Below are 20,132 nucleotides of genomic sequence, written 5' to 3'. Positions count from 1 at the left end.
TTTAAAGCAGAATATTATTTGATTGTTTAAAACCAAACATGAGTTTCGGTTTGATTCAATTAAAATGAAAAAGCGGCGAAAGAAGGATTTCGTCGCTTTTTGCATATTCAAATTGTAATTCAATGTAGTCAATAAAAGCTGCTTTCGCCTTCGGGACGGGTTTTGAAGCGTTTATGCAGCCAGAAATATTGTTCGGGATGCTCGCGTACCCGCTCTTCGATGAAGTCGTTCATGCGCTGGGTATCGGCTTCGACATCTTCGGTCGGGAAATTGTCCCAAGCCGGATAGAAGCGCAGGGTTACGGTATTGTCGGCTTCGCGCGTGGGAATGGCGGGAATGATTTTGGCTTTGGTCATGCCGGCGATACGGCTGAGGCCGGTAATCGTGGCCGTCTGAATGCCGAAGAAATTGACGAAAATGGAATCGTTGCGGCCGAAGTCTTGGTCGGGCAGATAAAGAAAGGGCGCATCGCTTTTGCGCAGGTGTTTGATGATGGCGCGCAGGCCTTCTGTGCGGCCGATCAGGAAAACATTGTTGTAGCGGTGGCGGCCTTTCAGGATCTGCTCGTCCAGGGCTTTGTTTTTTTGGTGCGAATACATGCTGGTCAGCGGCACATCCTGATTGAGCGTGTAAACCGCCATTTCAAATGCGGTAAAGTGCGGATAGAGGATGATGACTTTTTCGCCGGCGGCGAGGGCTTCGTCAAGATGGTGTTTGTCTTGATAGCGTACCAACGAGCGCAGCTTATCCGCAGGCGCGTACCAGTAGAGGCCGTATTCGAGCATCAGCTTCGCCATGTGTTGGAAATGGCGTTTGAGCAGGGCAGTGCGCTGGCTGTCGTTTAGCTCGGGAAAGCATTTTTTGAGGTTTACCTCGCCGACTTTGCGGCGTGGTTTGACTGCGTAATAGGCGAGAATACCGATCGCGTCGGCAATCTTGTGCAACACGCAAAAAGGCAGCAGGCGGATGAGATAGAGAAAAAGGAAGGCGGCTTTCATGAAGGCTCGCTGTATGTGGGCAAAGGGCTATTATAACCGAAAGGCCGTCTGAAAACGGGCTGGAACATATTTCAGACGGCCTGAATGTCGGCCTACCATTGAAAACGGCCGCGCTTGACCTGCAAGCCGTCGGGGTTGAGTTGCGAAGCCAATCCGTGATTGCGCAGGGCGTGGGTGAGGGCGACGGCGAGTCCGTCGGCGGCATCGGCTTGCGGTGTACCTGAAAGTGCAAGCATTTGGACCACCATATGCTGCACCTGCTCTTTGGCGGCCTTACCCTTGCCAACCACCGCCTGCTTGACCTGAAGCGCGGTGTATTCAAACACGGGCAAATCGTGCATGACCAAAGCGGCAATCGCGGCACCGCGCACCTGACCGAGCATCAAAGTCGCGGCCGGGTTGACGTTGACGAACACTTGCTCGATGGCCGCCTGATGCGGCTGATAGTGGCGGATGATTTCATCGATATGGCGGACAATCACGGCGATGCGTTCGGAAAGCGACGCGCCGGTCGGCGTTTTGATACAGCCGGAAGCAACATAATGATGCTCGCGGCCGTGGACATCAATCACGCCGAAGCCGGTCACGCGGCTGCCGGGGTCGATGCCGAGAATGCGTGTGGGTTGGAACTGGGACATAGTGCGTGTTTAAAGTAATCGGTGTTTCAGGGCAGGCAGGCGCGTGCGCACGCTTTGCAGTCGCGCGGTATCCAAATCGGCACAAATCACGCCTTCGCCTTCCGGCAACGTCGCCAACACATCGCCCCAAGGATCGATAATCATACTGTGGCCGAATGTGCGGCGGCCGCTTTCATGTAGTCCGCCTTGTGCCGACGCGATGACGTAGCATTGGTTTTCCACCGCACGGGCGCGCAGCAGCAATTCCCAATGCGCCTTGCCGGTCGTGTAGGTAAACGCGGCAGGCAACAGCAAAACATCAAACGGCTGCTGGGCGCGGAAAAACTCAGGAAAGCGCAAATCGTAGCAGACGCCGGCCGCCAGCGGAACATCGTCCACGCTTAAATTCGGCACATCGCTTCCCGCCAGTATCGTATCGGCTTCAGCGTAGCGTTCGCCCAAACCGGAAAAGCCGAAAAGGTGCATTTTGTGGTAAAGCCCGATTCGGCTGCCGTCGCGGTCATACACCAGCATCGTGTTCATCACCTTGCCAGCGTTTGGGCTTTGCAATGGAACCGTGCCGCCAAACAACACCACGCCGCATTCCCTTGCCGTTTCGCTTAAGGCCGTCTGAAAACGGGTGTGGCAGGTTTCGCCAACGCTTCCATCGTCCAAAGGCTCGGCAAATGCCAGCTTGTCCGTATCATTTTTGCCCATCAGCGGCCAATATTCGGGCAGCAACACCCAATCCGCCTCTTGTTCGGCCGCCTCGCGGACAAGGCGCTTCATGGTGGCAATATTGGTTTCGGGGTTGGTGGACGACACCATTTGCACAGCGGCGGCGCGTAAAGAGCGCATCATCAAAACTCCTGTCAGATTTTGCAAGAATTGTAACTTGTTTACGCACAAGGCCGATACAATCGTCACACAATTCCTCTCCAAAAAAGGATAAACCATGAACTTGAAACTTCTCCTCACTGCCGCACTTTCCACCGCCGCGCTCGCCGCACATGCCGACGTACAGCTTTACGGCAGCATCAAAAGCGGCATCGAAACCTCGCAAACCCGTTTCGGTGGTCAAACATACAGCCGAACCGCCGTTGCTGACCAAGGCAGCCACATCGGTTTGCGCGGCTCACATCCGATTGGCGGCGGAACGAATTTTATTTGGGAAGTCGAACAAGATACTCCGGTCGGTAAAAGCGGATCCATCCGCCAAGACTGGCGCGAACGTCGAGATAATTTTGGCCGTTAAGGAAAGATTGAATAGTAAAAGGCCGTCTGAAAAATCAGGATAACTGGTTTTCAGACGGCCTGTTTTTTATAGTGAGGTTGATTGATTTAAAGAATACACTTAAAAGGCGGTAATCAATAATATCTTAATATTTTCAAAATTTAACGGTTTTGTATAACTTATTGATTAATTGAGAGATTAATAAGATATTGGTTGATTGATTAAAAAATCAGTATTATCTTTGCTTGAAAATTAATAAATTATCAAGTAAGGTTAAATGCAAGCGGTTTTATCCGTGAGTTAAATATTAATCAATAAGATAGGATGGTATAACCATGAATGAAGATATTATCAAAGGAAAATGGGAGCAACTTAAAGGTAAAGCCAAAGAAAAATGGGGCGAATTGACAAACGACGATTTGGACATTATCGAAGGCAAGCGCGATCAGTTGGCTGGTAAGCTCCAAGAGCGTTACGGTCGCACTAAAGATGAAGCTGAAAAAGAAATTGATGATTGGTTGAACAGCTAAGACCGTTGAATTTCATAATAAACGGTCGTATCCCCCTCGACCGTTTTTATGTTAAACCGAAAGGAAAAAATCATGCTTCATTATTCGATCGTTTTCTTTATAATCGCTATTATTGCAGCTGTATTAGGTTTCGGTGGTATTGCAGGTAGTGCGGCAGGCATAGCCAAAATTTTATTTGCTGGTTTCTTGATCTTGTCGGTGATATCACTGATTTTTGGCAGGAAGAAATAATACCTGTAGACCAATAAGGTTGTATCAAGCCACTATTCCGTCAAATAGGCCGTCTGAAAAATCAGGATAACTGGTTTTCAGGCGGTCTTTGTTCTTATAATAGCGGTTTATTGTTTTTACACACCCAGCAACGGAGTTTCCATGCAGTTTTCAGCATTCGGCGAAAAATTCACACAACACAGCGGTATTTTGCAGTTGATGGACGATTTGGGCGACGCGCTCAAAAGTGACAAGCCCGTCAATATGCTTGGCGGCGGCAATCCGGCGAAGATTGCTGAAGTCAATGCGGTGTTCGCCGATGTGTTTTCTAAACTGGCAGCGGAACACGCTGTTGAGAATATCGGCAATTATTCCAATCCGCAGGGAGATGCGGCGCTGATTGCGGCTTTGACTGAGTTTCTCAACCGTGAATACGGCTGGAACCTGACGGCGGACAATATCGCGCTGACCAACGGTTCGCAGAACGCGTTTTTCTATTTGTTTAACCTGTTTGGCGGCAAATTCAATCTTTCAGACGGCCAAACGGCTGAGAAAGCCATTTTGCTGCCGCTGGCGCCTGAATATATAGGTTATGCCGACGTGCATGTCGAGGGGCAGCATTTTATTTCGGTAAAACCGAAAATCGAAAATGTCGAACACGAAGGCGAAGCGGGCTTTTTCAAATACCGCGTGGACTTTGACGCGCTGGAGAGCCTGTCTGAATTGAAAGAGGGCAAAATCGGTGCGATTTGCTGTTCGCGCCCGACCAACCCGACCGGCAATGTGTTGACCGACGGCGAGATGGCGCGTTTGGACGCTTTGGCGCAGGAACACGGGATTCCGCTGATTATCGACAACGCTTACGGAATGCCGTTTCCGAATATTATTTACAGCTATGTGACGCTCAACTGGCACGAAAACATCATCCTCTGCTTCAGCCTTTCTAAAATCGGCCTGCCCGGCGTGCGCACCGGCATTATTGTCGCCGCACCGGAAGTGGTCAAAGCCGTCAGCAGTTTGAATGCGATTGTGAACCTGTCGCCAACCCGTTTCGGCGCGGCGATTGCGGCTCCGCTGTTGAACGACGGCCGTCTGAAACAGCTGGCCGACCAAGTGATTCAGCCGTTTTACCGTCAGCAGGCGCAAACGGCGGTTTCCCTGCTCAAACGCGAATTGGGCGCGTATCCGTTGAAAATCCACAAGCCTGAAGGTGCGATTTTCTTGTGGCTTTGGTTTGAAAACCTGCCTGTTTCGTCGCAAGCCTTGTACGAAATGCTCAAGGCCGAAGGCACGCTGATTATTCCGGGCGAGCATTTCTTTGTCGGCATCGATAGGCAAGACTATCCGCACGCGCACGAGTGCATCCGCATGAGCATTGCGCAGGACGCGGAAACGCTGGAAAAAGGCATCGCCGCCATCGGCAGGGTGGTGCGCGGTTTGTACGATAAAAAATAAACGCTTTGAATAGGCAAAGGCCGTCTGAAACCTGAACAATTGGGTTTCAGACGGCCTTTTTGTCGGATTTAGATATGGTGGATAACCAGTTTTTTGCCTTCGTAATCGAGGACGTTGACGTCCATATCGAATAGGGTTTTGATGTTTTCGGCGGTGAAAATATCGTTGGGCTTGCCCTGCATGGCGACTTGGCCGTTTTTCATGGCGACGACGTAATCGGCGTAGGCGGCGGCCTGGTTGATGTCGTGCAGGACGACGACGGTGGTGCGTTTGTGTTCGTCGGTCAGCCGGCGCAGGATTTGCATGAGGGAGCGGGCATGATACATGTCGAGGTTGTTCAGCGGCTCGTCCAGCAAAACGTAGTCGGTGCGCTGGCAGAATACCATGGCAATCATGGCGCGTTGGCGTTGGCCGCCGGAAAGCTCGGTCAGGTAGCGGTCGGCGAAGTCTTGCAGGTGGAACTCGGCAAGCGCTTCTTCGACAATGGTTTTGTCGTTTTCAGACGGCCTGCCTTGGTGGTAGGGATAGCGGCCGAACATGAGCAGGTCACGCACAGTAATGCGGCTCATGATGCTGTTTTCTTGGGTGAGGATGGAAAGCGTGCGGGCGAGTTCGGCGGTGGGGGTGGTTTTGATGTCTTTGCCTGCGTAGCTGATGTCGCCGTGTACCAAGGGCTGCAGGCGCGCCATAAAAGAGAGGAGGGTGGACTTGCCTGCGCCGTTCGGGCCGATTAGCGCGGTAATGCCGCCTTCGGGGATGTCGAGGCTGACGTCGTTGAGGATGGGGTTGCTGCCGATGGTGTGGCTGACGTTGCGGATGGTAATCATAGGCGGGTCCGAAAATGGGAAGTTAGGGTTTCAGACGGCCTTTCAGCATGAGGCCGTCTGAATTTTATTCCTGTATGGTGTTTTTAGATTTCGCTGACGGTAACAAATTCGGGATTGTCGGCTTGGTCAATCAGGAAGGCGCGAACGCGTTCTTGCCAAAGCTCGCCGAATTGTTTGAGTTCGTCAGCACTTGCGCTGCCGCTGACGGCTTTGGGCATGATGTCGCGCATTTGCGGTGCAAAGGGTTGGAGCGCGGCATTGAGGCTGACGGCAACGGTTTTGCCGGTATCGCGGCGGCGGAGTGCGAGTGTGCCGTTGATTTCGCCTGCACCAAAGGACAAGAGGTGGCGGCGGGCAAAGCGTCCGGCTGGACCTACGCCGCCAAAGCCGGTTTCGGGTGCTGCGCCGGTAAGGAGTTGGACGACGGAAGCAGTAACACCGGTTGTGCCTTCGTCACGCTCGCCCTGCATAAAGGCTTCGATGTCGCCGCGTTGCGGCAGCTCTGCACCGTAAAGGGTTTTCAGGCCTTTGACCACCATCAGGTAGGCACCGGCGACGGTCGGGCAGGAGTGGCCGCACAGGCGCACGGCATCGGCGTAGTGGTAAGTGAGGATACCGTTTTCGGCCGCGCCGAGGAAGTCGGCCAATGCGTCTTGGACGGTAATGGTCGGGGCATTATCGAAGAATGAAGGGAGGCGTTCTTGTGTCATGAGGGTTGTCCTTTATGGGTTTGCTAAGGCCGTCTGAAGGTTTCAGATGACCTGAAACCTTTGCGGCATACTGTTTGCTGCGCTTTGAGCGGCATTTGCATTCAGTAGTGCGGCAAAGGTTTCGGACTGAAACTGCGGTGTTATTTTAGGAGTATTTTTTTGTCCTGTATAAATTTTTCCGCCAGTTTTGTCACACCGTGGGTATTGAGGTGGTTGGTGTCAAAATATATTGGCAGGCCGTCTATGGTTTTGTCTGCCGGAATTGGCCCCATGATGTTGACCCAATGTACGGCAGGCCGCTGTTTGACGATATTTTCTATGGTTTTGTCCGCTTCGGCGGAGCGGGCAATTTCCGCTTTTTTATGCTCGGAAACGTATTGCATATCGATGCCGAGACGCTGTTTCAGGTAGTAATGGCGCAGGGGCAGTTGCGCGTTCATCGGCGTGTCGGCAAAGACGTAAACCTGTTTGCCCTGTTGAATTAGGGTGTCGAGCATTTTGCTGAAATGCTCCGTAAAACCGGGCTTGTCGGTATGCAGGAACCAACGTTGCGAGATAAAAACCACCGGATAGTTTTCGACTTTTTGTGCGATAAAGCGGTTGTAAGGGTTGCAGCGGTTGGCACGGCGGTCGCTTTGCGGCAGAAGGAAGCCGAAGGCAACGCCGCAGCTGTTGGACGAGATAATGTCGGCGGCAAAGCCTTCCTGTTTGCCCACTATATTGATAAAGGGCGTCAGGTGGGCGGCGTGGGAGTCACCCATCAGCAGGACTTTGCTGCTTTGATTTTCCGCGCCGACAGAGCAGTCGGTTTTGGTCAAGGTATCCGCGCAGATTTTACTTTCGTCAACCGTATATAGGTTTGCCTCGTATTCGGCTGGTTTGGTAGTCAGCAGGTAGCCGGCGGCAGGAATCAGCAGGGCGAAATAAGCGGCGATTACCCCGATGAATTTTTTGGTGGTGAAATTCTTTATCTGTCGCGCTGGTGTTTCGACAAAGTAATAGGACAAAACGGACAAGCCGGACATCAGCACCACTGCCAATACAATCGCGGACATTGGCAAAGCGTTGTCCATGTAAACATAGCGCATGACGGCTAAGACCGCCCAATGCCACAGATACAGTGAATAGGAAATCAAACCGATAAACACAACAGGCTTGAGGCTCAACAGTTTGGCGGTATTGAAGCCGTTTTGTGTTTGCAGGGTTTTGCCCGAGTAAATCAAGCCGCCAACCGCCGTACAGCACAGCAGCCGTTCGATATTGCCTTCGCCGGGCAATACGCCGTAAGGAAGCAGCAACATGGCGGCAATCACCGTCATCATCGCCCAGCCGACCACAGGTGTGCTGAAACGGTCGTTGTTTTGGGAGGGCGGAATAAAGGCAAAAAGTGCGCCGATCAGCAGCTCATATGCGCGCACATAAGGCAGGAAATAAGGATCCATGCCGAAGGTGGGCAAAAAGACGGACAACAGGCTCAATACAATCAGCAAAAGGATGAATTGGCGGATGTTGCGCCCTTTGCTGAATCGGAAAAAGGCAATCAGCAAAACCGGAAAAACAAAGTAAAACTGCTCTTCCAACGATAAAGACCAAATGTGCTGCAAAGGTTTTTCTGCCGCGTCGGCATCGAAATAGCCGCCGCGCCGTGCAAAAAACAGGTTGGCCGAAAACAGCAATGCAAACGCTGCCGATTTGACGTATTGGCGCAGGTCAAACGACAAGAAAAAGATTGCGGCGGCCAAGCTCGTACACAGCAATACGCAGGAAAAAACAGGCAAAATGCGCTTCGCGCGGCGTTTGTAGAATTCTAAAAACGAAAAACTGCCGTTTTGCATTTCGCGGCTGATGATGGTGGTGATCAGGTAGCCGGACAAAACGAAAAACATATCCACACCGAGAAAACCGCCGGGCAGCCAAGCGGCATCAATGTGGAAAATAATGACAGCCAAGACTGCTAAAGCCCGGATGCCGTCCAAGTCGGGACGGTATTTTAATGTCGTGCTCATTTTTTGTAATTTTAGTAAATCCAGTAATGTTTACTATGAGTACATGTCAGAAATTTAGTTTCATTTCAAGGATTAAATATTTTGAAAACATGGATTTCAGACGGCCTGAATTTATTTTTGCGAACGTTTGGGCACGTTTAATTTATTTCTTTTTCAACACCAAATATAAAAATACCAATCCGCCTGCAAATTCGACGACTACGCTCAATACGGCCTGCATGCCGAGGAAATGTTCGAAGATGGTTTGCCCACCGACCAATAGGATGCCGCCGACACAAAAAGTCATGGGCAGGCGGACGGAATGTTTGACCGACGGGGAAAAATGGTTGGCCAGCGCGGCAACCAGCAGGCCGAAAAAGCTTACCGGGCCGACAACGGCGGTCGCAGTTGCAACCAGTGCGGCGATCCACAACAGCAGCCATAAGGTATTGCGCGTGTAGTTGATGCCCAAATTGATGGCCTGATTGCGGCCGAGCAGGTAAACATCGAGGCGGTGGCGTTCTCGCCAAATCACGGCGGCGCTGATGAGCAACACGACTGCGCCGATACCCAACAATTCCGAGTGGACGGTATTGAAAGTGGCAAACATATTCGCCTGTGCGGCGGTAAATTCTTCGGGGTCAATCATGCGCGAAAGCAGCGATGACAGGCTGCGGAACAAAATCCCGAAAATCACGCCGATTAAAATCATGCGCGACAAATCGCGTCCGCCCTGTTTGATGAGCGTGTAGAACAGCAGCAGCGAGCCGCCCATCATGACGACCAGTTCAAAGCCAAATTTGCCCGTCAACGGCAGGGAAGCATAGCCCACGCCGCCGAGCGTAAACACCAGCAAGGTCTGCAAAAACACATACAGCGAATCGAAACCCAAAATCGAAGGGGTCAGAATCGGATTGTTGGTCAGCGTTTGGAAGAGTTGCGTGGACACGCCGACCGCATAGGCAACCATCAGCAGCGCGGCAAGTTTGGTCAGACGCAGGTGTAAGACAAAGTCCCAATCGCCTTTGACGTTGAGCGTCATAAACAGGACGCAGGAAACCAGCAACAGCGCAAAGGCGACCCACAACGGACGGCTGCTTCCTGCCATAAAACCGATATTTTTTTCAGACGGCATGAGCAGGTTTCCTTAATAAAAGCCATAAAAACAAAGCCGTCCCCATTACGCCAAAAACCGTAGAGACCGGAATTTCAAACGGAAACACAATCACGCGTCCGACAATATCGCACAGCAACACCAAAGATGCGCCCAGCAAGGCCACCGCCGGCAGGCTTTGACGCAGTTTGTCGCCCATCAGGCGGCTGATGATGTTCGGCACGACCAAGCCGATAAACGGAATATTGCCGACTGTCACGACCACCAAAGACGTAATCAGCGCCACAATAATCAGCCCCGACCACAGAATCGCCGTCCGGTTCAGCCCCAAATTCACGCTTACTGTTTCGCCCAAACCCAAAATCGTCAGCTGGTCGGCAATCAAATAGGCAAACAAAGCCAAAATCCCCGTTGCCCACAGCAGCTCATACCGCCCGAGCAACACGCCGGAAAAATCACCCTGTTGCCACACGCCGAGCATTTGCAACATTTCGTTTTCATACGCAATAAAGGTGGCCACCGCCTCAATCACACCGCCAAAAATAATCCCGACCAAAGGCACCATCAGTTGCGCGGTCGGCGGCAGGCGGCGGATCAGCAGCATAAAGACCAACATCCCGATCAGCGCGGCAACGGCGGCAACCGACATTTTTGCCAGCAGCGGCGCGGCCGGAAGTAGCAGGGTCATCAACAGCAAACCCAAAGCCGCGCTTTGGCTTGCGCCCACCATCGACGGTTCGACAAAACGGTTGCGCATCAAAATCTGCATAATCATGCCGGCCACTGCCATCGACGCACCCGTCAGCACAATCGCAAACGTGCGCGGCAGGCGGCTGATGAACATGACCTGCTGGCTGTCGGATAGCGAAAACAGGGCGGACCATTTGAATTCGGCCACGCCGACCGACAGGCTGACGGCAAACAATATCAAAAGCGCGATGCCGTTGATAAGGTTTAAAGAAAAGGGCTTGTGAAACATAAACGATAAAGTCGTAAAAGAAACAAAGGCATTATTTTATAGTTGTATCGTTTTAAAATATAACGAAGCAAACGGGCAAGAATGCCCGTTTCAGACGACCTGATGACCAAAATACAGCTTGGGCAAAGGCCGTCTGGATGCCGTAAAACGGAAGGGTGGACATTGCCGCCCGCCGAAACAATTATTTCGCCGCGTTGAATGCGTCGGCAACCTGTTTGGAAGCATTCAGCAATTCTTGTGCGCCGCCGGCCGCCAGATAAGTTTCAGGAACAAGGTAAACCACCTGTCCTTTTTTCCAAGCGGTCGTTTCGGCAACCAGCGGATTGTTCAACACATCTTTCGCAGCCTGACCTTCTTCACCGATGGCCGCGCCGCGGTCCAAAACAAACAGCCAATCAGGGTTTTTCTCTTTCAGGTATTCAAAGCTGATAGGCTGGCCGTGGCTGCCTTCCTTAATCGATTCATCAACAGCGGGAACGCCAATATCTTTATGCAACCAACCGCCCAAACGTGAGGAAGGGCCGAAAGCCGACATCTTACCGCCGTTGACCAATACCACCAAACCCTTGCCTTTGCCTTGCGCAGCAGTTTTCGCTGCTTCAAACGAAGCATCGATTTCCGCTTTCAGCTTGTCCGCTTCGGCCTGTTTGCCGAAGATTTGACCCAGTGCGTCGATGCGCTCTTTTGAGCTTTCTTTCAGATTGGCGGTTTCGGCGGTCATCTCGATGGTCGGCGCAATCTCGTTCAACTTGTCAAATGCTTTAGCTGCACGGCTGCCAATAATGATGAGCTGCGGTTTGTAAGCGTTTAAGGCTTCGTAGTCAGGCTCAAACAGCGTGCCGGCAGGTTTCGTGGTTTTGAAATATTCGTCCAAGTAGGGCAGGCGGTTTTTGTCGACGGACAAACCGGTTTTCACGCCCAGTTTGTTTAAAGTGTCGAGCATGCCCAAATCGTAAACGGCGATACGCTCCGGATTTTGCGGCACTTTTGCTTCACCGCGCGCCGTTTTAACGGTCAGGCTTGCACCTTCGGTTTGGGCGGCAGAAGCGGAAGCAGTTTGGGCTTGGTTGGACGCAGAATCTTTCGGTGAACACGCACCCAAAGCGAGGGTGCAGCATACGGCTAAAGCGGTCAAACGTAACATAGGGTTTCTCCGTGGTCGGAAATAAAGTAAATAGAAATGATAACTTGTATCGGATTATAAAGCTAGATGCCGTCTGAAAACTTTTGTTTTCAGACGGCTTTTTCAAGCTGATTGCTTAGAAGCGGTAGTTCACGCTTAGGCGGACATCGCGGCCTGGTTCAGGCAGGGAATTGGCACCTGCGCGTTGGCTGTGCGGCTTGTAGTTTTTATCAAAGACATTGTTGACGGAGAAGTTGACGTTCAAGTCGTCTTTGCCTGTCGGTTTCCAGTTGGCGAAGATATCGTTGACGCCGTAGCCTGCACGGACGACATTCAGAGCCACATCAGAGCCGCGCGAGGTCGGGGCATAGCCTGCATTTTGGACATAACGTCCGCGCCAGCCGATTTCCAGATTCGGATTGTCGAATTGGTAAGAGAGACCGGTTGTCCATGTGCGTCCCATCGGGATGGCGGTCGTTACTTTGTCAGCGGTATCGCCATTCAGCTTCGGTTTGCTGTAGGCTACGCCTGCACGTGCGGTCAGACCTTTCCAGCGGTAGGCTGCATTCAGTTCGTAACCTGTGTTTTTCAGCTTGCCGCCGTTATACCAGACGTTGTTTCGTCCTTCTTGACGGATGGCCTGTACATCTTTGATTTGCTGATGGAAATAGCTGCCGGAGAGCGTCAGGGCAGAATTCCAGTGGTAGTTAAAGCCGATTTCTGCATTTCGCGAGCGTTCTGCTTTCAAGTCAGGTGATGAAATAATCGGCCTGTTGTTTGCTAAAGCTGCTTCGTACAGGCGGGGGCTGCGGGTTGCATAGTTCAGGCTGGTGTTGATGGAAAAATCAGGGGTAATGTCATAAACCAACCCGATGCTTGGATTGAGGTTGCCGTCTGAATTTTCTGTATTACTGCTGGTTTTCATTTTCCAGCGGTCATAGCGCAAACCTGTGGTCAGCGTAACCGGTGAGAAATCCCAAATGCCTTCTACATATACGCCGGCATCGCTTTTCTTCTCGCTGTTTTCTCCTTTTGAGCTGCTTTTTTGAGTGCGCCAGTTTACTCCGTATTTCAAGGTATGGCGGTCAAATAGACGGCTGTCGAGATTGAGGTTGGCTCCGTATGTCCGTACTTCGCCGTCCAATTCATAATCTGGACTGGGGGCTTCATCACGTTTGGTATTCAAACGGTAAACATTGGCTTTGATTTTGTCAATAAAGCCCAAGTTTCCGCCTTTGAATTCCAAGTTGGTGGTGTCTTGGGTCAGTGTGCGGTAACGCGGCGAGTTGGTGGCGACATTCGGAATACGGTTGCCGTTGGCATCCAAAACGTATTGACCCGTACGGCGGTCGGTTTGGAATACTTGCGAGAAATCGAACTCTTCGCGCAGGGCGCGTTCCCCATATTGCTTCTCTTGGCGGTGGCTTAATTCAATACGGTTGTCCTCGTTGAAACGATAGCCGATTTTGCCCAGCAAACCGCGTGAACCCAATCCACTGTTTAAAACCTTATCGCTTCCGAGCAGATTACGGTAGCCTTTGCCTGCCGTGTATTCTTTGTCGCGTACGAAATTGCCTGAAACCAAAGCGTCAAAACCGCCTGCCTGACCATAAACGCTTGCGCCGCGTGAATAGCCTTTATTGCTGCTGATGCCGGCATTGACTTTGAAACCGACGTTTTGACCCTCTCTCAGCAAATCTTTGGCTTCAACCGTTTCGGCAACAATCGCGCCGCTGGTTGCACCGATACCTGCGGAGGCCGAACCCGTACCTTTTTGCACGGCAACGACTTTTACCAATGCGGGGTCAAGCATAAAGCGGCCGTTGTGGTGGAAAATCTGGCTGTCGGTGTAAGTATCGTCAACTTTATAGTCTATTTGGTCTTGTCCCATACCGCGGATGGTTACCCACTGCGACTGACCGTTGCCGCCGCCGAAACTGATAGAGGGTTCGTTGAACAATACGTCTTTTAAATCAGTGGAAGTCGTTTCTTCCATACGTTTTGTCGTTACGCGATGTGTGGCGCTTGTGGCCTGACCTTTGACGGTAACGGTATCAAGCACAACATTGTCTTTGGCTTCATTTTCTGCATGGGCAAAACCGGCTGCCAGTGTCAGTGACAGCAGGCTCAGTCGGAACAGGGGCGTATTCATTGAGAAATGTCCTTAATAAAATGACAGTAATAAAAAAATAAAAGCAAATAAAGAGAAATTATCTTTAAAAATATGCAATTAAGAATAATCATCATTTATAATAATGCATATAAAAGAAACAGTTGTAAAGAGTTGTATTGAATTTGTTAAGGAAATGGGTTGTTTTTAAACGAACTTTGCAGTTGGTATATCAGGCCGTCTGAAAAATAAGTGATCGGGCATTTTTGCGTATGAAAATATTTGGAAAGACTGCATAGAATTTTTTACTTTTTCCCTTGAATTTGTCGCAAACAACCCAAATCTACCCGCCATTACGGCAGGCTTTCTACTAAGTGTGCCGCTATTTTCAAGCAAACCGTGTCTGTCATGTCCGACAGACAATTGTTTTCAATCTATTTATTTATCGGAGCATTAAGACATGACCATCCGCCCTTTACACGACCGCGTAGTCGTCAAACGCTTAGAAGCTGAAGAAAAAACCGCCTCCGGCATCGTTTTGCCGGGTGCGGCTGCTGAAAAACCCGACATGGGCGAAGTAATCGCCGTGGGTGCGGGCAAAATCGGTAAAGACGGCGCGCGCCGTCCGCTGGATGTCAAAGTCGGCGACAAAGTGATCTTCGGCAAATACAGTGGCCAAACTGTAAAAGCCGACGGCGAAGAGCTGTTGGTAATGCGTGAAGAAGACATCTTCGGTATCGTTGAATAATTGTTGAATTAAGTTTCAGAACCAAAGGCCGTCTAAATCAAACATGAAGTTTTCAGACGGCCTCGAACAGATTTTTAATATTGATTTGGAGAATTTAAATGGCAGCAAAAGACGTACAATTCGGCAATGAAGTTCGCCAAAAAATGGTAAACGGCGTCAATGTATTGGCAAACGCCGTACGCGTAACTTTGGGCCCTAAAGGCCGCAACGTGGTACTCGACCGCGCTTTCGGCGGCCCGCACATCACTAAAGACGGTGTGTCTGTTGCAAAAGAAATCGAATTGAAAGACAAATTCGAAAACATGGGCGCGCAAATGGTGAAAGAAGTTGCGTCCAAAACCAACGACGTAGCCGGCGACGGTACCACTACTGCAACCGTATTGGCACAATCCATCGTTGCCGAAGGCATGAAATATGTGACCGCCGGCATGAATCCGACCGACCTGAAACGCGGTATCGACAAAGCCGTTGCCGCTTTGGTTGACGAGCTGAAAAACATCGCCAAACCTTGCGATACTTCTAAAGAAATCGCCCAAGTCGGCTCTATTTCTGCCAACTCTGACGAACAAGTCGGCGCGATTATCGCCGAAGCGATGGAAAAAGTCGGCAAAGAGGGCGTGATTACCGTTGAAGACGGCAAATCTTTGGAAAACGAGCTGGACGTAGTTGAAGGTATGCAGTTCGACCGCGGTTACCTGTCTCCTTACTTCATCAATGACGCTGAAAAACAAATCGCAGCTTTGGACAATCCGTTTGTATTGTTATTCGACAAAAAAATCAGCAACATCCGCGACTTGTTGCCTGTTTTGGAACAAGTGGCCAAAGCCAGCCGTCCGCTCTTGATTATCGCTGAAGACGTAGAAGGCGAAGCCTTGGCGACTTTGGTGGTGAACAACATCCGCGGCATCCTGAAAACCGTTGCCGTTAAAGCCCCTGGCTTCGGCGACCGCCGCAAAGCCATGTTGCAAGACATCGCCATCCTGACCGGCGGCGTAGTGATTTCCGAAGAAGTCGGCCTGTCTCTGGAAAAAGCGACTTTGGACGACTTGGGTCAAGCCAAACGCATCGAAATCGGTAAAGAAAACACCACCATCATCGACGGCTTTGGCGACGCAGACCAAATCGAAGCGCGTGTTGCCGAAATCCGCCAACAAATCGAAACCGCAACCAGCGAATACGACAAAGAAAAACTGCAAGAGCGCGTGGCTAAATTGGCCGGCGGTGTGGCAGTAATCAAAGTCGGTGCCGCTACTGAAGTGGAAATGAAAGAGAAAAAAGACCGCGTGGAAGACGCGCTGCACGCTACCCGCGCCGCCGTTGAAGAAGGCGTGGTTGCAGGCGGTGGCGTAGCCCTGTTGCGCGCACGTGCTGCTTTGGAAAACCTGCACACCGGCAATGCTGACCAAGACGCAGGCGTACAAATCGTCTTGCGCGCCGTTGAGTCTCCACTGCGTCAAATCGTTGCCAACGCAGGCGGCGAACCTAGCGTGGTTGTAAACAAAGTGTTGGAAGGCAAAGGCAACTACGGTTACAACGCAGGCTCCGGCGAATACGGCGACATGATCGAAATGGGCGTACTCGACCCTGCTAAAGTAACCCGTTCTGCGCTGCAACACGCCGCATCCATCGCCGGCCTGATGCTGACCACAGACTGCATGATCGCTGAAATCCCTGAAGAAAAACCAGCTATGCCTGATATGGGTGGCATGGGTGGTATGGGCGGCATGATGTAAGGCCGTCTGAAACCTTCAGACAAAAAGCAAAACCGCACGGCAAGCAGCCGTGCGGTTTTTTATTTGCAGTAGAGGCATGAGATGGTGAGGAGAATGCCATGATTTACAGAGAAATAAGGGTAGCCAGTTCCATTGAATTAGAAGCAATCAAATAAACTTCATTATCAAAAAAAGGCCGTCTGAAACTTTATTTTGCGTTTCAGACGGCCTGCTTAATGATTTAAACCGTTACTTTTTGTCCGAACGGCTGTATCGGACAGCTTGAGACAAGATTTCTTCAATTTCTATCCACATAATGCCTCCTTACAGTAAACCAGGTTGACCTAAAGCCGGGTCGTTGGCTCGTGCTGCTTGGGCATCTTCGACATTCAGTCCAAGGGCTTTGGCTACGCCTTCACCGTATGCCGGATCGCAACGGTAGCAGTTGCGGATGTGGCGGTATTTGATGAAGTCTGGTGCATTGCCCATGGCTGCGGCGGTGTTGTCGAACAAAGCCTGTTTCTGTGCGTCGCTCATCAGATTGAACAAGGCGCGCGGTTGGCTGAAATAGTCGTCATCGTCTTGGCGGTAGTCCCAGTGCGCCGCATCGCCGCTGATTTTCAAAGGCGGTTCGGCGAAGTCGGGCTGTTGCTGCCATTGGCCGAAGCTGTTGGGTTCGTAGTGCGGCAGGCTGCCGTAGTTGCCGTCGGCGCGGCCTTGTCCGTCGCGCTGGTTGCTGTGAACAGGGCAACGTGGGCGGTTGACGGGGATTTGGCGGAAGTTTACGCCCAGACGGTAGCGTTGCGCATCGGCGTAATTGAACAAACGGGCTTGCAGCATTTTGTCGGGGCTGGCGCCGATACCGGGAACCAGGTTACTCGGTGCGAAGGCGGATTGTTCCACATCGGCGAAGAAGTTTTCGGGATTGCGGTTTAACTCAAATTCGCCCACTTCAATCAGCGGATAGTCTTTTTTCGGCCAAACTTTGGTCAGGTCGAAAGGATGGTACGGCACTTTTTCCGCATCGGCTTCAGGCATGACTTGGATGTACATCGTCCATTTCGGAAACTCGCCGCGCTCGATGGCTTCGTACAGGTCGCGCTGATGACTTTCGCGGTCGTCGGCGATGATTTTTGCGGCTTCTTCGTTGGTCAGGTTTTTAATCCCTTGCTGGCTGCGGAAATGGAATTTCACCCAAAAACGCTCGCCCACTTCGTTCCAGAAGCTGTAAGTATGCGAACCGAAGCCGTGCATATGGCGGTAGCTGGCTGGGATGCCGCGGTCGCTCATGACGATGGTGACTTGGTGCAGGGCTTCGGGCAGCAGCGTCCAGAAGTCCCAGTTGTTCGTAGCGGAGCGCATATTGGTGCGCGGGTCGCGTTTGACCGCCTTGTTCAGGTCGGGGAATTTGCGCGGGTCGCGCAGGAAGAATACGGGCGTGTTGTTGCCGACCATATCCCAGTTGCCTTCTTCGGTATAGAACTTCAACGCAAAGCCGCGGATGTCGCGTTCCGCATCGGCTGCGCCGCGCTCGCCTGCCACGGTGGTGAAACGGGCGAACATCTCGGTTTGCTTGCCGACTTCGCTGAAGATCTTGGCTCGGGTGTATTTCGTGATGTCGTGCGTTACGGTAAACGTACCGAATGCACCCGAACCTTTGGCGTGCATACGGCGTTCAGGGATGACTTCGCGCACGAAGTCGGCGAGTTTTTCATTCAACCACAAATCTTGCGCCAGCAACGGGCCGCGTGGGCCGGCAGTCAGGCTGTTTTGATTGTCGGCAACAGGCGCGCCGTTGTTCATGGTCAGGTGGATTACGGGGCATTTAGAGGCAGTCATGATGATTTCCTTTGTGAAATGGTCAGTGGTTTATAAAACAATTTGCCGGAAGGCATATTCGTAGCCGGTTTCTTGGCATTCATAAATTTCTTGTATCGACATTTTATTTCCTTTTGCTGTTAACTATTAAAAGAACTATACAGAAAGGTTTTAACTATTGGAACTATGAAACCGATTTAGAATAGATATAATAAATCAATTATTAAATATCATTAGTTTTAATAAATAATTTAATTGTGAAAAAAGGGCGTCTGAAACTTTATTTTGCGTTTCAGACGGCCTTATTTTTAGTCAAAACAAGGGATTATTTATCCAGTTTGGCTTTGCGTTCTTCCAACCAATGTTCCAAGTAGTGGATGCTGACACCGCCTTTTTGGAAGCCTGGGTCGCTGAACAAGTCGCGGTGCAGCGGCGTATTGGTTTTGATGCCGGTAATCGCCAGCTCGGCAAGGGCAACGCGCATTTTTGCCATGGCTTGGTCGCGGTCTTTACCGACGACGCAGATTTTGCCGATCAGGCTGTCGTAGTAAGGAGGGATGCGATAGCCTTGGTAGATGTGGCTGTCGACGCGGATGCCGAAGCCGCCAGGCAGGTGGCAGCTTTCAATCAGGCCCGGGCTTGGAATGAAGTTGTACGGGTCTTCGGCATTGATACGGCACTCAAACGCGTGGCCTTCGACTTGAATGTCTTCCTGTTTGTATTGCAAAGGCAGGCCGGATGCGATGCGTAATTGCTCTTGGACGATGTCCACGCCGGTGATGAGCTCGGTAACCGGATGCTCAACCTGAACGCGAGTGTTCATCTCGATAAAGAAGAATTCGCCGTCTTCGTACAGGAATTCAAACGTACCTGCGCCACGATAGCCGATGCGTTTGCAAGCGTCTGCACAGGCTTTGCCGATTTTGGCGCGCTCTTCTTCAGTGATGAACGGAGCCGGTGCTTCTTCGATGACTTTTTGGTGGCGGCGCTGCATGGAGCAGTCGCGCTCGGCGAGGTAGATGGCGTTGCCGTGTTCGTCGGCAATCACTTGGATTTCGACGTGGCGCGGACGTTGCAGGTAGCGCTCCATGTAAACCATCGGGTTGCCGAATGCCGCGCCTGCTTCGGCTTTGGTCATTTCGACAGACTGGAGGAGGTCTTCTTTTTTCTCGACGACGCGCATACCGCGACCGCCGCCACCGCCGGAGGCTTTGATAATGACGGGATAACCGACTTTATCGGCGATTTTAAGGATTTCTTCGCCGTCGTCTGGCAATGCGCCGTCAGAACCGGGAACGCAAGGCACGCCGGCTTCGATCATGGCGTGTTTGGCGGATACTTTGTCGCCCATCAGACGGATGGTGTCGGCTTTAGGGCCGATGAAGACAAAGCCGGATTGTTCGACTTGTTCGGCAAAATTGGCGTTTTCGGCGAGGAAACCGTAGCCCGGGTGGATGCCGTCGGCTTCGGTTACTTCGGCAGCAGCAATGAGGGCAGGAATGTTGAGGTAGCTTTGTGCGGATGCGGCAGGGCCGATGCACACGGATTCGTCGGCGAGTTTGACGTGCAGGCTGTCTTTGTCGGCTTCGGAATGGACGGCGACGGTGGCGATGCCCATTTCACGGCAGGCTCGCAGGACGCGCAGGGCGATTTCGCCCCGGTTGGCGATCAATACTTTTTTCAGCATGATAATCTTTCCGGATGGTTCAGACGGCCTCAGCGGCCGCCTAATGCGTTGCGGATTTTTTGGTCGGTTTTGTATTGGCTCAAGGCGTAAACCGACCACATGGCTGCCGGTATCCAGCCAACCAGCGTACATTGCAGAATCAGACAGATGATGCCTGCAATCGGACGGCCGATGGTGAAAAACTGCAACCAAGGCAAGAAAATAGCCAAAATCAGACGCATGGTTTGTCCTTAATGAACAGAAAAAGGAATTTCAGACGGCCTCGAAACTGAAGG

At 51.5% G+C, this 20,132-nt stretch carries 19 protein-coding genes; 6 read left to right on the top strand and 13 right to left on the bottom strand.

The window, feature by feature from the left end; all coding sequences use genetic code 11:
- Nucleotides 1-128 precede the first annotated feature (128 nt).
- From HMPREF2871_RS09100 to HMPREF2871_RS09090, 3 genes are all read right to left on the bottom strand, one after another.
- Complete coding sequence (locus tag HMPREF2871_RS09100; protein WP_224783391.1) at nucleotides 129-1,013, bottom strand: lipid A biosynthesis lauroyl acyltransferase; 885 nt, start codon at nucleotides 1,011-1,013, stop codon at nucleotides 129-131.
- Nucleotides 1,014-1,090: 77 nt separating this feature from the next.
- A complete protein-coding gene (gene ruvC, locus HMPREF2871_RS09095; protein ID WP_049344335.1) occupies nucleotides 1,091-1,636 on the bottom strand; it encodes a crossover junction endodeoxyribonuclease RuvC in 546 nt (181 codons plus the stop codon).
- 9 nt (nucleotides 1,637-1,645) lie between these two features.
- Nucleotides 1,646-2,476, bottom strand: coding sequence for a carbon-nitrogen hydrolase family protein (locus HMPREF2871_RS09090; RefSeq protein ID WP_053088859.1), 831 nt, complete (start codon nucleotides 2,474-2,476; stop codon nucleotides 1,646-1,648).
- A 94-nt stretch (nucleotides 2,477-2,570) separates the two neighbouring features.
- Here HMPREF2871_RS09090 and HMPREF2871_RS09085 point away from each other — a divergent pair, with 94 nt between their 5' ends.
- The 4 genes from HMPREF2871_RS09085 (at nucleotide 2,571) to HMPREF2871_RS09070 (ending at nucleotide 5,044) form a co-directional block, all read left to right on the top strand.
- A complete protein-coding gene (locus HMPREF2871_RS09085) occupies nucleotides 2,571-2,870 on the top strand; it encodes a porin (protein ID WP_004520970.1) in 300 nt (99 codons plus the stop codon).
- A 314-nt stretch (nucleotides 2,871-3,184) separates the two neighbouring features.
- Entirely contained in the window at nucleotides 3,185-3,379 is a 195-nt protein-coding gene (locus HMPREF2871_RS09080) for a CsbD family protein (RefSeq protein ID WP_049344333.1), read from the top strand.
- 72 nt (nucleotides 3,380-3,451) lie between these two features.
- On the top strand, nucleotides 3,452-3,610 hold the full coding sequence (locus HMPREF2871_RS09075) for a DUF1328 domain-containing protein (protein ID WP_039862543.1): 159 nt from the start codon (nucleotides 3,452-3,454) through the stop codon (nucleotides 3,608-3,610).
- Between the two features lie 141 nt (nucleotides 3,611-3,751).
- Nucleotides 3,752-5,044 carry a valine--pyruvate transaminase gene (locus HMPREF2871_RS09070; RefSeq protein ID WP_049344331.1) on the top strand — a complete coding sequence of 431 codons (1,293 nt, stop codon included), beginning with the start codon at nucleotides 3,752-3,754 and terminating at the stop codon, nucleotides 5,042-5,044.
- Nucleotides 5,045-5,112: 68 nt separating this feature from the next.
- Here HMPREF2871_RS09070 and HMPREF2871_RS09065 read toward each other — a convergent pair whose 3' ends face one another.
- The 7 genes from HMPREF2871_RS09065 to HMPREF2871_RS09035 all read right to left on the bottom strand — a co-directional run bounded on the left by HMPREF2871_RS09065 (nucleotide 5,113) and on the right by HMPREF2871_RS09035 (nucleotide 13,934).
- Complete coding sequence (locus HMPREF2871_RS09065) at nucleotides 5,113-5,871, bottom strand: iron ABC transporter ATP-binding protein (protein WP_003684210.1); 759 nt, start codon at nucleotides 5,869-5,871, stop codon at nucleotides 5,113-5,115.
- Nucleotides 5,872-5,954: 83 nt separating this feature from the next.
- On the bottom strand, nucleotides 5,955-6,581 hold the full coding sequence (locus HMPREF2871_RS09060; protein ID WP_049322654.1) for an FmdE family protein: 627 nt from the start codon (nucleotides 6,579-6,581) through the stop codon (nucleotides 5,955-5,957).
- Between the two features lie 140 nt (nucleotides 6,582-6,721).
- Complete coding sequence (locus tag HMPREF2871_RS09055) at nucleotides 6,722-8,587, bottom strand: acyltransferase family protein (protein ID WP_049344328.1); 1,866 nt, start codon at nucleotides 8,585-8,587, stop codon at nucleotides 6,722-6,724.
- A 142-nt stretch (nucleotides 8,588-8,729) separates the two neighbouring features.
- Complete coding sequence (locus tag HMPREF2871_RS09050; RefSeq protein WP_004520978.1) at nucleotides 8,730-9,701, bottom strand: iron chelate uptake ABC transporter family permease subunit; 972 nt, start codon at nucleotides 9,699-9,701, stop codon at nucleotides 8,730-8,732.
- Nucleotides 9,691-10,659 carry an ABC transporter permease gene (locus HMPREF2871_RS09045; protein ID WP_004520979.1) on the bottom strand — a complete coding sequence of 323 codons (969 nt, stop codon included), beginning with the start codon at nucleotides 10,657-10,659 and terminating at the stop codon, nucleotides 9,691-9,693. Before HMPREF2871_RS09045 ends, HMPREF2871_RS09050 begins: the two co-directional genes overlap by 11 nt.
- Before the next feature lie 181 nt (nucleotides 10,660-10,840).
- Nucleotides 10,841-11,803, bottom strand: coding sequence for a siderophore ABC transporter substrate-binding protein (locus HMPREF2871_RS09040; RefSeq protein ID WP_049336908.1), 963 nt, complete (start codon nucleotides 11,801-11,803; stop codon nucleotides 10,841-10,843).
- Nucleotides 11,804-11,918: 115 nt separating this feature from the next.
- Nucleotides 11,919-13,934, bottom strand: a complete 2,016-nt coding sequence (locus tag HMPREF2871_RS09035) for a TonB-dependent receptor domain-containing protein (RefSeq protein ID WP_049336909.1) — start codon at nucleotides 13,932-13,934, stop codon at nucleotides 11,919-11,921.
- A 418-nt stretch (nucleotides 13,935-14,352) separates the two neighbouring features.
- On the opposite strand from HMPREF2871_RS09035, the gene groES reads away from it, so the two are divergent.
- On the top strand, nucleotides 14,353-14,640 hold the full coding sequence (gene groES / locus HMPREF2871_RS09030) for a co-chaperone GroES (RefSeq protein WP_003744509.1): 288 nt from the start codon (nucleotides 14,353-14,355) through the stop codon (nucleotides 14,638-14,640).
- Between the two features lie 98 nt (nucleotides 14,641-14,738).
- Nucleotides 14,739-16,373, top strand: a complete 1,635-nt coding sequence (groL, locus tag HMPREF2871_RS09025; RefSeq protein WP_049344326.1) for a chaperonin GroEL — start codon at nucleotides 14,739-14,741, stop codon at nucleotides 16,371-16,373.
- Nucleotides 16,374-16,676: 303 nt separating this feature from the next.
- On the opposite strand, the gene katA is transcribed toward groL, so the two are convergent.
- From katA to HMPREF2871_RS09010, 3 genes are all read right to left on the bottom strand, one after another.
- Nucleotides 16,677-18,191, bottom strand: a complete 1,515-nt coding sequence (gene katA / locus HMPREF2871_RS09020; RefSeq protein ID WP_049344324.1) for a catalase KatA — start codon at nucleotides 18,189-18,191, stop codon at nucleotides 16,677-16,679.
- Nucleotides 18,192-18,495: 304 nt separating this feature from the next.
- A complete protein-coding gene (gene accC, locus HMPREF2871_RS09015; RefSeq protein ID WP_049344322.1) occupies nucleotides 18,496-19,857 on the bottom strand; it encodes an acetyl-CoA carboxylase biotin carboxylase subunit in 1,362 nt (453 codons plus the stop codon).
- A gap of 29 nt (nucleotides 19,858-19,886) precedes the next feature.
- Nucleotides 19,887-20,078, bottom strand: coding sequence for a YqaE/Pmp3 family membrane protein (locus tag HMPREF2871_RS09010; protein WP_003684175.1), 192 nt, complete (start codon nucleotides 20,076-20,078; stop codon nucleotides 19,887-19,889).
- Between the last annotated feature and the right edge of the window lie 54 nt (nucleotides 20,079-20,132).

It is taken from the genome of Neisseria sp. HMSC067G12 (assembly GCF_001812725.1).
In the GTDB taxonomy this organism is placed as follows: domain Bacteria; phylum Pseudomonadota; class Gammaproteobacteria; order Burkholderiales; family Neisseriaceae; genus Neisseria; species Neisseria perflava.
This window is presented reverse-complemented; position numbering and strand designations above follow the sequence as displayed.